Consider the following 11,721-nt stretch of genomic DNA (forward strand, 5'->3'; position numbering starts at 1 on the left):
CAAGACCAACCACACTTGGGATCCATAACTGGAACCCACACTGGGGCGTGCCTTCAAAAGACCTGGTAGTCTTTTCCTGGCTCCCCTGCAATGGTCATAATGACACTATTGCGCCCCTAGCTAGCTCTCTTTCCTTCGCCCTCATTTCGCCCCATGACCTCCAGCCCTGCCCCTCAGCCTGAAAATCTCGGTGACCCCAGCTCGACCGCCAACGGTTCAGTCACCAGAAGTGCAGAGATCATCTGCGTTGGCACCGAGCTACTGCTGGGGGATATTCTCAACAGCAACGCTCGGTTTTTGGCCCAGGAGCTGGCCGCTTTGGGGATTGCCCACTATTACCAAACCGTAGTAGGCGACAATCCGGCCCGGATTCAGCAGGCGGTGAGGCTGGCCGCAGAGCGCTCCGGCTCAGACTCAAAGCTGCTGCTATTTACCGGCGGTCTGGGCCCTACCCCCGACGACCTGACCATCGAGACGCTAGCCGACCTGTTCGATACTCCCCTGGTAGAGCATCCCGACCTGGTGGCCGATATCGCAGCCAAGTTTACGGCTCGGGGTCGCACGATGCCCCCCAGCAACCGCAAGCAGGCGCTGCTGCCGGAGGGAGCGCTGGTGCTGCCCAACCCCCAGGGCACTGCCCCTGGCATTATCTGGTCGCCGCGCCCTAACCTAACGCTCATGACCTTTCCCGGTGTGCCGCGCGAGATGCAGGCCATGTGGCGCGAAACCGCTGTGCCCTACCTGCGCGACCAGGGCTGGGTGACAACCACAATCGTCAGCCGCATGCTGAGGTTCTGGGGCATTAGCGAATCGGCCCTGGCAGAGCAGGTGGCCCCTTACCTCAGCCAGGGCAACCCCACGGTAGCTCCCTACGCCAGCAAGGGCGAAGCGAAACTGCGAATCACCGTTAGGGCCAACTCCAAAGCCGCCGCTCTGGCTCAGATTGAACCGGTGGAAGCAGGCATTCGCGCCCTCATGAAAGACAACTGCTATGGGGCCGATGACGATACGCTGGCATCGGTGGTCGGTCAACTGCTGCTGGAGCGGCAGCAGACCGTAGCGGTGGCAGAGTCGTGCACCGGGGGCGGCTTAGGGCAGCTGCTGACCGATATCTCCGGCAGCTCAGCCTATTTTCACGGCGGCGTCATTGCCTACGACAACCGCGTTAAGGTCAACCTGCTCAAGGTCGATGCGGCTGTTTTAGACGCGGAAGGGGCCGTCAGTGCGAGCGTCGCTGAGCAGATGGCCTTAGGGGTCAAGGCGCTGCTGCACACCGACTGGGCTTTGAGCATCACTGGCATTGCGGGGCCGGGGGGAGGTAGCGCTGACAAACCCGTGGGGCTAGTCTATATCGGTCTGGCTACTCCCGGCAGCGAGGTGGTGAGCTACAGACACGAATTTTCTGGCTATCGGGGGCGCGACTGGGTGCGCCAGCTCAGCGCTCTTTCTGCCCTCGATGCCCTGCGCCGCAACCTGCTGTAATGCTTAGGTTGATCATTTGCTCCAAATGGCTATTATGTAATTATGGAAAAGTGCAGCCCCTATTAGCTTCACTGACCTGGGCTTTAGTGATCTGGGTCATTGTTGAGGCAAAAATAAACGGGGTGGCGTGTGCCAGTAAGGAGTTTTATCCTAATGGATTACATCGAAGAGGCTCTCGAAAAACTGCGCGAGTGGGTCGATAGGGTCATTGAGGCTCTATTTGGTCCTGAATCCCAGGTCGAGCCTGAGCTGATCCCTATTCCTGTGGATGAGCCCCGCCGCTAGGTCACTCTCTAAAGCTTAATATTTGGTAGGCGGTTACTCCGCTGAGATTCAGATCGGTTGCAAGAAATGTCGCTGGTTTGAGCAATGCTTTAAGACGTCGGCAAGACTGGCGTTATAGGGAATTAGGCCATTGTTTAGGGTTCAAGTTATCCACGGCCCCAATTTGAACATGCTGGGCTTGCGAGAGCCTGGTATCTACGGTAGCCAAACGCTAGCCACAATTGAGGCGATGCTGGTTCAGCAATCGGGGCAAATTGGGGCAGCCTTACGGTTTTTTCAATCCAACAGCGAAGGTGCCTTGGTGGATTGCGTTCAGGCCTGCTACGGCCAGCAGGATGGAATTTTAATCAACCCTGGTGCCTATACCCATACCAGCGTCGCTATTCGAGATGCGATCGCCGCTGTTGGTCTACCCACCGTCGAGGTACACCTCAGCAACATTCACAAGCGCGAATCCTTTCGCCACCACTCCTATATTGCTGCTGTGGCCGTGGGCCAGATTTGCGGTTTCGGTCCCGACAGCTATCGCCTCGGCTTGCACGGGCTGGTGCAGTACCTCAAGAGCCTGCAGCAGGGGTTGGGGGATACTTAGGGGTGTYWWRASTGSSKGGGTAGATGGGTGGATGATGAGTGGGTTTTGGGTGGGCAAGCGGCTGGTAGTTTAGACTTGAACCTGCGCAAACTTTTTCCAGACTTTCCAAAATTTGTATGGCCACCGCCACAATCAAATTCCTTCAGGTGCCCACGTCTCAGGACTGGGTTGAGCAGGCGCTAGCTAATCTTGACGTCATTTTGCTGGATCACGCCCAGTGCGAGCGCAAGGCGGCGGGGGTGGCGATGAGCTTGATCAATCGATACCCGTCGGATGCTGAGCTGGTTAAGGCCCTAACCGCGATCGCTCAAGAAGAACTGGCCCACTTCGCCCAGGTCAATCAGTGGCTTGAACGCCGTAGCGTTGCCTTTGGGCCGCTGCCGCCGCCACCCTACGGGGCTGCTCTGCATCAGCAGGTGCGCCCGGTCGAACCCCGCCGCCAGCTCGATGTGCTGCTGGTCTCGGCCCTGATCGAGGCCCGCAGCCATGAGCGGCTAGGGCTATTGGGCCAGCACTGCCCCGATCCAGAGCTAGCTCATTTTTACCGCAGCCTGATGGCCTCGGAAGCCCGTCACTATGGCGTTTACTGGGTGCTGGCCACGGGTCGGTTTCCGCCCGCTGAGGTTGAAGCCCGGCTACAAACCCTGGCCGTCGCAGAGAGCAAAATTTTATCGACTCTACACTCCCAGCCCCGCATTCACAGCTAGCGCCCTTACCGCTCACGCCTTCTGATGCCCATCGAACACCGCAGCACCTTTGGTCCCTACTTAATTCGCAGCTGGCAGCCCGGCGATCGCGCGGCTGCCCTGGACTTGATTGCTCAAGTGCTGACCGAATATAGCCTCACCTGCGAGCCAGCCGACAGCGATCGCGATGCCCGAGATGTCGAAGCCTGCTATTGGGAAACCGGCGGCGAGTTTTGGGTTGTAGAAGTTGATGGGGTGCTCGTTGGGACAGCGGGCTATCGACCCACCAGCCGAGGCCAAAGCGCTGTAGAGCTGCGCAAAATGTATCTGCTGCCCCAGGCGCGGGGGCAGGGGCTGGGGCGCTACCTGCTGAGCACAATGGAATTGGTCATTCAGCAGCGCGGCTTTGAGGAGATTTGGCTCGAAACCGCCTCGGTGCTGAAAGAAGCCGTGGGGCTATACGAAGCGAACGGCTACCAGGCAGCCAGCGGCGTGGAGACCGCTAGGTGCGATCGCGTCTACCGCAAAAGCCTGGCCCAACCTAAGCCTAATCACAGTTGAAGCCAGCGAGGCTCCAAAGCCATAGCCGTTTAGACCAGTCAGCCCACGTCTAAGCCCGACAGCGTTATGCCCTTAGTCTGACGTTCCTGGCCCTGAGCCCTAACCCGGCAGAATTTAGCTATAATCGCCACATTCCTACTGGGCAAGGCCGTTTTGATTGCCATCTACCCCGGCAGTTTTGACCCCATCACTTTGGGCCATGTCGACATCATCACCCGTGGCAGTCGATTGTTTGAACGGGTAATTGTGCTGGTGTCTAGCAATCCTAACAAAGTACCTATGTTTTCTACCGCTGAGCGCATCGATCAAATTGAGCGTTCGGTAGGTCACCTCAGCAACGTCGATATCGATCACTACGACGGCCTCACCATTACCTACGCCCGCCAGCGCCAGGCCCAGGTACTACTGCGGGGGTTGCGGGTGCTCTCCGATTTCGAAAAAGAGCTGCAAATGGCGCATACTAATAAAACCCTGGCTGACGACATCGAAACCCTTTTTCTCTCAACCTCCACGGAGTATGGCTTTCTCAGCAGCAGCCTGGTCAAAGAAATTGCTCGCTTTGGCGGCCCCATCGACCACCTTGTTCCCCACCATGTAGCGCGAGACATTTACCAATGCTACGCCCAGACCSMSCCCGCCTCAATGCCCAGCCCCGCAATGGTCAACCCCGCAGTACCCAGTCCATCGGTGCCCAAACCAATGGATTGTCTGTAGAGGCGGCAGAGGCGGGGTCGGCCTTGCCTAGCCCTGGCGATATTGACATTCAGCAAGACCTCAACAAGCTAGAAGAAATTATTCTAGCCAGCCCCCGAGTGCCCTTCAGCGGTCGAACCCTGGTCGATGAAGACCAGCTGCTAGACCAACTCGATGCTATTCGCCTTAATCTGCCCCCAGCCTTTCGCCAGGCGGTTCAGGTTTTGCAGCAGCGCAACGCTCTACTAGCCGAAGCTGAAAGCTATGCTCAAGAGCTGATTGCCGCAGCAGAGCAGCAGGCGGCTCAAATGCTAGATGAACTGGGCATTGTGCGTCAGGCCGAGCAGATGGCTCAGCAAATCAAAACCCAGGCTCAGCAAGACTGCGACGGCCTGCGCACCCAGGTGATGGGCGACATTGAGCAAATGCAGATTCAGGCCCAGCGAGAATGGGAGTCCTTGCGGCAGAAGGCCCTGGCTGAGCAAGACATGATTCAGCAGGAGGCCGATGTCTATGCCGATCAAGTGCTCTCTAACGTAGAACAACAGCTTTCCCAGATGCTGCGCATCATCCAAAACGGTCGCAGCCACCTTCAACCCGCTCCAGAAACGACGGTCTCTCCCTCGACCCAACGACCCAAAGGTAGTAAGGGAGGGCCGCCCAGTACAGCCGCCCCAGAGGTACGCTCCGAGGCCGGAGGCGATCGCATGACCAATCGCCCCCGCCCCACCAAAAGGCCTGCTGCCGACCCATGATCAGCTACCTCAAAGGGGTGCTGGCCGATGTTCAAAAACCTGGCAACCACAAAATCATTGTCACCCTCGACGTCAACCAGGTCGGCTACGATCTGCAGGTGCCGGCTCGACAGCTAGCTTTTCTGCCTTCCTTGGGCGAGGTGGTGCAACTCTTTAGCCACCTCTACTTTCGCGAAGATCAGGCCGTTCTGTTTGGCTTTGGCCAGCGCCAGGAACGCGACCTGTTTAGGCTGCTGATCAGCGTCAGCGGCATTGGCCCGCAGATGGCCCTAGCCCTGCTCGATACCCTGGGCGAAGCCGAACTGACCCAGGCGGTCGTCAGTGGCAACACGCGGCTGCTGTCGCGAACTCCGGGGGTGGGTACCAAAACCGCAGAGCGCCTGGTGCTGGAGTTGAAAACCAAGCTGCAAGACTGGCAAACCCAGTCGGGGGTGGGGCTGGTGCCCGGTGCTGGGCCAGTTCCAACCCTCTACGAAGAGGTAGAAATCACCCTCACGGCGCTGGGCTACAGCCAGAGCGAAATTCTCAAGGCGCTCCAGGCGGTGGGTCAGAACTCAACCCTGCAAAAGTCAGCGGATCCGGAAAGTTGGGTGCGCGAGGCGATCGCGTGGTTGAGCCAGTGATGGCCAGGGGCGCGGTGCTACGCCCTGGTTGCTGACAACTGGCCGGGCTTACTCTGCCAGCCGTTTCTGGCTTGCACCTTTCTTCAGGGCAGACCGGATAGGTGCGGCAACCCCTGTGCTATAGTGAAAAATCCTGGTCAAAATAATCCTTCTAGAGAAGCTGTCTGTCCCATGACTCTGTTGCAAGCGCGCAAGCAGGAACTTATCTCCGACTATCAGGTGCACGACACCGATACTGGCTCTGCCGACGTGCAGATTGCCATGCTCACCGATCGCATCAATCAGCTCAGTGCTCACCTGCAAAAGAACAAAAAAGACTATTCATCGCGCCGTGGCCTGCTCAAAATGATTGGCCACCGCAAGCGCCTCATGGCCTACCTGCAAAAGCAAGACTCTGAGCGCTACCGGGCGCTAATTCAAAAGCTGGGCATTCGCGGCTAAGCCAGCGAGTTTAGCTAGGTTACGGTGTTGCTTGTTGTGATGGTGTAGCCCTATGGCCCCGGAGTCTTCCCGCAAGCGGCTGCCGTTTGAGCCCGCTGGCAAGGGTGCTGATAAGACTGCTAAAGAGTCTAAGAAAGCAGCTAAATCAGCTCCTGCCCCTGGCAAAAAAGCGGTTCAGCAGCCCGCCTCTGGCAAAAAAACAGCCTCTGCTCAAAAGGCCGCTGGCGCGTCAGCGGCTATTCCAGCAGAGGTCAGCGATCGCATGCTGCGCCGTATGCTGGTTTTCTCTGGCGTTCCTACGGCATCGGGTGTGCTGACGTTTGTGGTCAGCTATTACCTGGTCGTCAATCAGGTTGTAGTGTTGCCGTCTTATTTTGTGCTGTTGGTTACCCTGGGCTGCTTTGGCTTAGGGGTGATTGGCCTTACCTACGGTGTGCTTTCGGCCTCGTGGGATGAAGGTCGCCCTGGCAGCCGCCTAGGGCTAGACGAGTTTAGGGTCAATTTTGGCCGCGTGACCAGCGCCTGGGGCGCTAAGTCAGAACGCTAGCTCTAGTAGCGCCTGGCTGCGGCAGAGCTTGGCAGGCAAGATCTGGAACGCTAGCAAGCAGTTTTTGGCAAGCTTTTGGTCGCCGCACTGTCTTGTTTGCAGTGTTGGAGCACTCTACTTATAGCCAATCGCCCATGCCGCTGGCGCGGCACCCCTAACGATAACAGCAGCCATGTCGTTCCCTGAGCGAAGTCGGTGGAAACGGACATTCTCAGAGCAACGCCGAGTCCAAAAACCCTTGGTTAAAACAGGCACTCCGTAGGGGCAAACGACCGTTTGCCCTGAACTGCCGAGGCAGGCAGCTAGGGTTTAGTGTCAGGTCAGTTTTTGGTGTCTGAGGGGTGAGACGATTCAATAATCTGCTCAATCTGCGCTTCCATAGTTTTGAGCATTTGCATTAGGTCATCGAGGGTGCGAGCTGAAGGCGCTTCGATGCTAAGGGTTTGCTGAGCCCGATGGCGAATGGCGCTAATCCGCTTCTGTAGGGTGTGGGCGACATCTAGGGCCTCTTCCCCCAGCTGGCGAATCTGCTGTTGCTCGTAGAACTTCAGGGCTGCACCCCGCAGCACCTGGAGAGTGGCCTCTTCACCGTGGGTACCCGCCATGAGCCGCAGGCGTAGCAGCACGCGATCGCCCTTGTAGAGGCGTTCAATGTCGGCCTGTTTGGGCTGACTGGTCGGCAGCAGGGGCAGATGGGTAAGCCGCTTGAGTTCGTTGATAACGCTTTGAATTTGCTCGGCACTCAGATCGCTAAGGGCCGCCTGCACCACGCCGTCTTTGCTCCAGAGTACGCGACCCTGGGTAGGGCGGCGCTCTAGATAAAGTCGGCCAATGCCTTCGGTAAGCACCTGGTTGAGCAGCGCCTGGGTGAGCTGGGGCGGCGAGAGACGATGGAGCTGATGGGGGGGAATCTGGCCAAGAGCAGAGTCGAGGGTGAGACTCAGGGGTTGAGCCTCTGGGGKGGTGGAGGCTGTAGCGCTAGGGGGGACTGGCTCAGCGGGGCGATCGCTTTGAAGGTCGTCAGGGCTATCGACGATAAAGGTTAGTAGCTCATCGCTAGACGGGGAGCTTTGGGGGGATGGCTGACTGGCCGCAGCCTGGGGGCGAGGTTTGGTACGGGCTGCATAGCTCAAATACTTAGAGAGCATTTTGCGCTGCCAGTCAGAGGAAACGGGCCACGACACCACCGAGCAGTGAATAAATGAAACCTGCTTGCGAGCGTATTCAATGGCGGTATTGTCAGCGGGGTCCACCATGCCGAGGTGCAGGCAGCTCGACTCTACAGAGAGAGGAATAATTTCGTGGTACAAACAGGCTTCAAAGGGCAAAATACTGTCGATAAGAGACAGCATTTGAGCCGCGTTAAGACGGCTATCAACAGCCTCACTACCGCTGGTTAGATCCAGGGCGGAGAGGTCGTTGGGCAGCGCAGTGGTGTCGGGCTTCGGCATGGGCCTAGCAATTAACGATCAGGATTCTTTTATGCTAGGCGTCGTTGAAGGCATAGCAGCACATTCTTAAGAACAACCCCCTAATCTTTATACGGCCTGGGGCTCAATTAAAAAGGGTACAAATAGGAAGGGTACAAGATTCGTAAAACGAGCCATTGGAACTACAGCTTTAGCTGTTAATCCTGCAATCCTAAGGGCTGTTTAGCAATCACCACAAGGATAGCCGAAAGTTGAAAAGCCGAATTATGGCAAATCTGGGCTTGAGCGCACCCGAAGTTACTGGCCATCGTAACAGAGCGACGGTACAGGATTAGCCCGTCACCGTCGCTCTGTTACGATGGCCGGCGCAGTTTACGGCGCTTGACCCGGTACCGGCGTCTCTGGCTCAGCCACCAGGGCTTGGTCTACGGCTGAAGTTGCGCCAGTCTCAGAGACAGTTTCGCCTGGAGTGGTTGGGCTGATGCCGGATGGTGATGCCTCAGCAGAGAGATCTTCGGCGACGTCAGGTTTGTCTACGTCAACTTTGGCAAATTCCAGCACATCTTCACCATCAGCGGCCGGGGCTTGCTCAGCCAATTCAGCCGTTTCTGGGGTTGGCAATTCTGCCAGGGGGGTATGAGCGCTACCTCCCTCAGGGGCCAGAGGTTCGGCAGTGGCAGCAGGAATGGCTTCGGGTTCGGGCTCCGCTGTTGAAGGAAGGGGCATAGCTTCGGGTGCTGCGCTGAAAGATTCAGCCTGAGCTATGTCTGCTGGGACCGATTCGGCGGCTAGCGGTTCAGCAGAGGGTGCCAGGGGAGCGTAGACGGTGCTGTGCGGGAAAGCTCCAGTCGTGGCGGCAGCCTCAGCTTCGGCGGCTGGGCTGCTCTGGCTGCCCTCCCTCGCTTGGCTCCAGGTAGGAGACGCGATTGCAGGGGCGTCACCCTGAGCTGTACCTTCAGCGACCGCTGGTGGAGCAGGTTCGGCAGGTGTTTCAGCAGCAGGCGTTTCTGGTGCTGGTGCTGAAGCCCCCGCTGCTTCAGCGGCCTCGACAGCTATTGCCTCGGCCTCCGGAGCAGTCACTTGAGTCTCAGCCTCGCTGCTGTTGCGATCGAGCAACACCTCAGCCAGAGGTGCGGCCTGGGGTTCAGCCTCGCTCTTGGCGTCGTTGCCTAGGCTAGATACCTTGTCTACCGTGAACTGCCACAGGGTGGCCAAAACGCGATCGCCTGTGGCAACACCGGATGTGACCAAGCCCGGCTCATCCTCGCCCTGAGAATCTACCTGAGGCGCTTGGCTCAGCAGGGCTGAATCGACCGCTGGCTCTGCCTGGGCTACTGGGTCGCTAGGTGAAGTCCACATCTGGAGAAAATCATCGACGGGTTCTGCCTGGGTATCGCCCAGGGCGACTAGGGCCTCAGGGGCAGGCTCGGGGCTGGGGGCCAGCGTCCAGGTTTTGGCCTGAAGCTGTGGATTTTGGCCCTCGTAGGCCGCGATCGCCTGTGCCACGGCATTGGCCCGGCGCTGCTGATCTCGGCGAATGCTGGCCTCGGTATTGCCTAAACCCGGTGCATTCCACCATCCGGTGTTGGGGTTGATGTAGGAGCGGGTGCGGGCGACCAAAATAGCCTCAGAACCCTCAAGGCCGTTAGCTTTTGCCTCGGCCAGGCGCTCGATGTAGCCAACTCGGCCAATCGCGGCCAGCGGCGACTGGTTGGCCAGATCGAGGCCATTCAGCGTTTCTTCTAGAGTCAGGTTAAGGCCGTGCTGAAGCGCCCGCTGACGCAGCAGATCGCCCTGATTCTGGAGGCGAGCCAGCTGTTTTTGGTCGGCTTCTTCAGGGGTTTTCGCACCGTGCTGGTACGAAAATGTGCCCATGTTCCACACCCGGTTGCCGGGGTCAGTATGGCCAAAATAGGCGGGGTTGATGGCTCCGTTGGGGGTGCGAGTGCCCTCTGCGCTGCCCACAGCCCGCGCAACTAATGAGTCGGAGTTGCCCTCAAACAGGCTCAGCAGCGGATTGGCTGGCGGTTGAGAGGCTGCTAGTTGCGCTGCAGCCTTAGCTTCAGCCATCGCCACGACCGCTGCTGAGGGGGCCATCTCAAAATCTAGCGCCACTTGTTCAGGCGCGGCTTTTGCCTCTGCTGCGGGGGCGGGTTTGGGCTCGACCGGGACAGCGGCAACCATGACTGCACCCGCTGGCAGGGGTGGCGCAGGGGGCAGCAGGGCTGTGGCAGAGCTTTCATTGAGGGCAGCCGCTACCCCACGCCGATAAACCCCAGCCGGCAGCTGCTGAGGTGAGTGGTAGCGCATGGGCGGATTAGCCGCGCGAGCGGGTATGGGCAAAGGCTGGTCGACCGAGTCGGGGGCAGGGGCAATGGCTACGGCCTCGGTAGCGGGAGCCGCTTCAGTCCACTGGGGCGGCGAGAGCTCAAAGCTGAGAATGCCGTCGCTGGCACGCACCGCCGAGGGGCTTAAGATTGCCAGCAGAGAGCTGGCCGCTAGCAGGTTAGGGTGGAGCTTCATGGGGCAAAGACGGAGTGCAGTAGGGGATTTAAGAAGGAAGGCTAAATCGTGCGATCGCCTGTTGCAGGTCACAAAACAAAGCTTTTGGGCCGCTAAAAACGGAGGGCAGGCGGCGGCTGGTTGAGGGATTGTTCTAGAACGCGATCGGAGGGTTCGACAATCGCCCAGGCCCCATCGGGCTGGCGACGCAGGGTAGCAAAGTGAATCTGCTGCCCCCGCCCCATCACCTCCCCGGCCTGAACCAATCCGAGTCTGGGTTGTCTGACCCCGCAGTAGCGAAACAGGTAGGCGGGCACCTCGGGCGTTGAGAAATAGATGCAGTGAAACCCTTTGGCAGCTAGCTCAACCTGCCCGGCAAAGGGAGCCCGCAGCCGAGTGCCCCGCAGCCGCACCGATATGTCGCCCAGGCTGCCCGTCACCAGCTGCCCGGCCACGCGATCGCCCGACTCAATTTCCCACGATTGCTTCAGCACAATCTGTCGGGGTACCACCGGGGCCAGGCTGCCGCAGCTGGTCAAACCGGCCATTAGCAGACCCAGACCCAGGCTAAATACCAGTCGCCCCAGCGCCCCGGGCAAGCCCCAGGGAAACTGCAAAACGAGAGGGTGCCGAAACCATCGCTCCAGACCAAAGCTGCTCACTACCGCCAACCCACTATTGAAACCGAAAGCGATAGCCAGCGTATTCGTCATTTTCATACAGAATAACGAGCTGAACGGACGGGTCCCAGGCCATTGGATAGGCCTCTCGCTCCGAAACCACCCCTGAGCGCACCTGCAGCTGAGGCAGGCTGCAGTAAGGCTCAGCCACAATCTTGCGCACGTTTTCTTTGGGGTCGCGCTCGGGCACCACCAAAAGCTGGGCTAGCTGCTCACGACTGAGCTGAGAATTGCTTTGCACAATTTTTTCGCACCCCGGAGCGGTTTGGGGACGGGCTGCTGTTAACCAGCGCCCCAATCCCTGACCATCAATCGCCAGTAGGCCAATGGCCAGCATAAGCCCACCAGCAATAAACGGCTTAGCGGTAGCCAGGGTCACGCCGCCCCCAGACTGATGCATCGAAACCATAACCTGCCTCCTTAAAACCTCAAAAAAGAAAGGTA

14 protein-coding genes are annotated in these 11,721 nt (G+C 58.6%); 10 read left to right on the plus strand and 4 right to left on the minus strand.

Going from position 1 to position 11,721, the window contains the following annotated elements; translation table 11 throughout:
• The first annotated feature begins 153 nt into the window (after nucleotides 1–153).
• From IQ265_RS10720 to IQ265_RS10760, 10 genes are all read left to right on the plus strand, one after another.
• On the plus strand, nucleotides 154–1,482 hold the full coding sequence (locus IQ265_RS10720) for a competence/damage-inducible protein A (RefSeq protein WP_194053248.1): 1,329 nt from the start codon (nucleotides 154–156) through the stop codon (nucleotides 1,480–1,482).
• 153 nt (nucleotides 1,483–1,635) lie between these two features.
• Nucleotides 1,636–1,767, plus strand: a complete 132-nt coding sequence (locus tag IQ265_RS29475; RefSeq protein WP_017298990.1) for a hypothetical protein — start codon at nucleotides 1,636–1,638, stop codon at nucleotides 1,765–1,767.
• Between the two features lie 130 nt (nucleotides 1,768–1,897).
• Complete coding sequence (gene aroQ / locus IQ265_RS10725) at nucleotides 1,898–2,359, plus strand: type II 3-dehydroquinate dehydratase (RefSeq protein ID WP_194053250.1); 462 nt, start codon at nucleotides 1,898–1,900, stop codon at nucleotides 2,357–2,359.
• A gap of 116 nt (nucleotides 2,360–2,475) precedes the next feature.
• Nucleotides 2,476–3,066, plus strand: a complete 591-nt coding sequence (locus IQ265_RS10730) for a tRNA-(ms[2]io[6]A)-hydroxylase (protein WP_194053252.1) — start codon at nucleotides 2,476–2,478, stop codon at nucleotides 3,064–3,066.
• 24 nt (nucleotides 3,067–3,090) lie between these two features.
• The gene (locus tag IQ265_RS10735) at nucleotides 3,091–3,606 is read left to right on the plus strand and encodes a GNAT family N-acetyltransferase (RefSeq protein ID WP_194053254.1); all 516 of its coding nucleotides are present in this window, start codon (nucleotides 3,091–3,093) and stop codon (nucleotides 3,604–3,606) included.
• Nucleotides 3,607–3,759: 153 nt separating this feature from the next.
• Complete coding sequence (gene coaD / locus IQ265_RS10740; RefSeq protein ID WP_194053256.1) at nucleotides 3,760–4,320, plus strand: pantetheine-phosphate adenylyltransferase; 561 nt, start codon at nucleotides 3,760–3,762, stop codon at nucleotides 4,318–4,320.
• Nucleotides 4,221–5,054 carry a hypothetical protein gene (locus tag IQ265_RS10745; RefSeq protein ID WP_228037785.1) on the plus strand — a complete coding sequence of 278 codons (834 nt, stop codon included), beginning with the start codon at nucleotides 4,221–4,223 and terminating at the stop codon, nucleotides 5,052–5,054. Before coaD ends, IQ265_RS10745 begins: the two co-directional genes overlap by 100 nt.
• Entirely contained in the window at nucleotides 5,051–5,677 is a 627-nt protein-coding gene (ruvA, locus tag IQ265_RS10750; protein ID WP_194053258.1) for a Holliday junction branch migration protein RuvA, read from the plus strand. The genes IQ265_RS10745 and ruvA overlap by 4 nt, the downstream gene beginning before the upstream one ends.
• Nucleotides 5,678–5,848: 171 nt before the next feature.
• Nucleotides 5,849–6,118 (plus strand): 30S ribosomal protein S15, encoded by a 270-nt coding sequence (gene rpsO / locus IQ265_RS10755; RefSeq protein WP_035987838.1) that lies wholly within the window; start codon nucleotides 5,849–5,851, stop codon nucleotides 6,116–6,118.
• Nucleotides 6,119–6,170: 52 nt separating this feature from the next.
• Nucleotides 6,171–6,665 carry a PAM68 family protein gene (locus IQ265_RS10760; protein ID WP_194053260.1) on the plus strand — a complete coding sequence of 165 codons (495 nt, stop codon included), beginning with the start codon at nucleotides 6,171–6,173 and terminating at the stop codon, nucleotides 6,663–6,665.
• Nucleotides 6,666–6,985: 320 nt separating this feature from the next.
• Here the strand turns inward: IQ265_RS10760 and IQ265_RS10765 are convergent, their stop codons facing one another.
• From IQ265_RS10765 to IQ265_RS10780, 4 genes are all read right to left on the minus strand, one after another.
• Nucleotides 6,986–8,116 carry a hypothetical protein gene (locus tag IQ265_RS10765; RefSeq protein WP_194053262.1) on the minus strand — a complete coding sequence of 377 codons (1,131 nt, stop codon included), beginning with the start codon at nucleotides 8,114–8,116 and terminating at the stop codon, nucleotides 6,986–6,988.
• 351 nt (nucleotides 8,117–8,467) lie between these two features.
• Nucleotides 8,468–10,618 carry a hypothetical protein gene (locus IQ265_RS10770; protein WP_194053264.1) on the minus strand — a complete coding sequence of 717 codons (2,151 nt, stop codon included), beginning with the start codon at nucleotides 10,616–10,618 and terminating at the stop codon, nucleotides 8,468–8,470.
• 92 nt (nucleotides 10,619–10,710) lie between these two features.
• The gene (locus IQ265_RS10775; protein ID WP_228037786.1) at nucleotides 10,711–11,214 is read right to left on the minus strand and encodes a hypothetical protein; all 504 of its coding nucleotides are present in this window, start codon (nucleotides 11,212–11,214) and stop codon (nucleotides 10,711–10,713) included.
• Nucleotides 11,215–11,272: 58 nt separating this feature from the next.
• Nucleotides 11,273–11,686, minus strand: a complete 414-nt coding sequence (locus IQ265_RS10780) for a hypothetical protein (protein WP_228037787.1) — start codon at nucleotides 11,684–11,686, stop codon at nucleotides 11,273–11,275.
• Nucleotides 11,687–11,721: the final 35 nt, after the last annotated feature.

Origin of the sequence: Nodosilinea sp. LEGE 06152 (assembly GCF_015207525.1) — a bacterium.
Lineage (GTDB): Bacteria > Cyanobacteriota > Cyanobacteriia > Phormidesmidales > Phormidesmidaceae > Nodosilinea.

Bases quoted from the DNA above. Each gene is read 5' to 3' on its own strand.
- IQ265_RS10770 (WP_194053264.1), bottom strand. From the start codon at position 10,618: ATGAAGCTCCACCCTAACCTGCTAGCGGCCAGCTCTCTGCTGGCAATC.
- IQ265_RS10735 (WP_194053254.1), top strand. From the start codon at position 3,091: ATGCCCATCGAACACCGCAGCACCTTTGGTCCCTACTTAATTCGCAGC.
- ruvA (WP_194053258.1), top strand. From the start codon at position 5,051: ATGATCAGCTACCTCAAAGGGGTGCTGGCCGATGTTCAAAAACCTGGC.
- IQ265_RS10730 (WP_194053252.1), top strand. From the start codon at position 2,476: ATGGCCACCGCCACAATCAAATTCCTTCAGGTGCCCACGTCTCAGGAC.
- IQ265_RS10720 (WP_194053248.1), top strand. From the start codon at position 154: ATGACCTCCAGCCCTGCCCCTCAGCCTGAAAATCTCGGTGACCCCAGC.
- IQ265_RS10780 (WP_228037787.1), bottom strand. From the start codon at position 11,686: ATGGTTTCGATGCATCAGTCTGGGGGCGGCGTGACCCTGGCTACCGCT.
- IQ265_RS10760 (WP_194053260.1), top strand. From the start codon at position 6,171: ATGGCCCCGGAGTCTTCCCGCAAGCGGCTGCCGTTTGAGCCCGCTGGC.
- IQ265_RS29475 (WP_017298990.1), top strand. From the start codon at position 1,636: ATGGATTACATCGAAGAGGCTCTCGAAAAACTGCGCGAGTGGGTCGAT.
- rpsO (WP_035987838.1), top strand. From the start codon at position 5,849: ATGACTCTGTTGCAAGCGCGCAAGCAGGAACTTATCTCCGACTATCAG.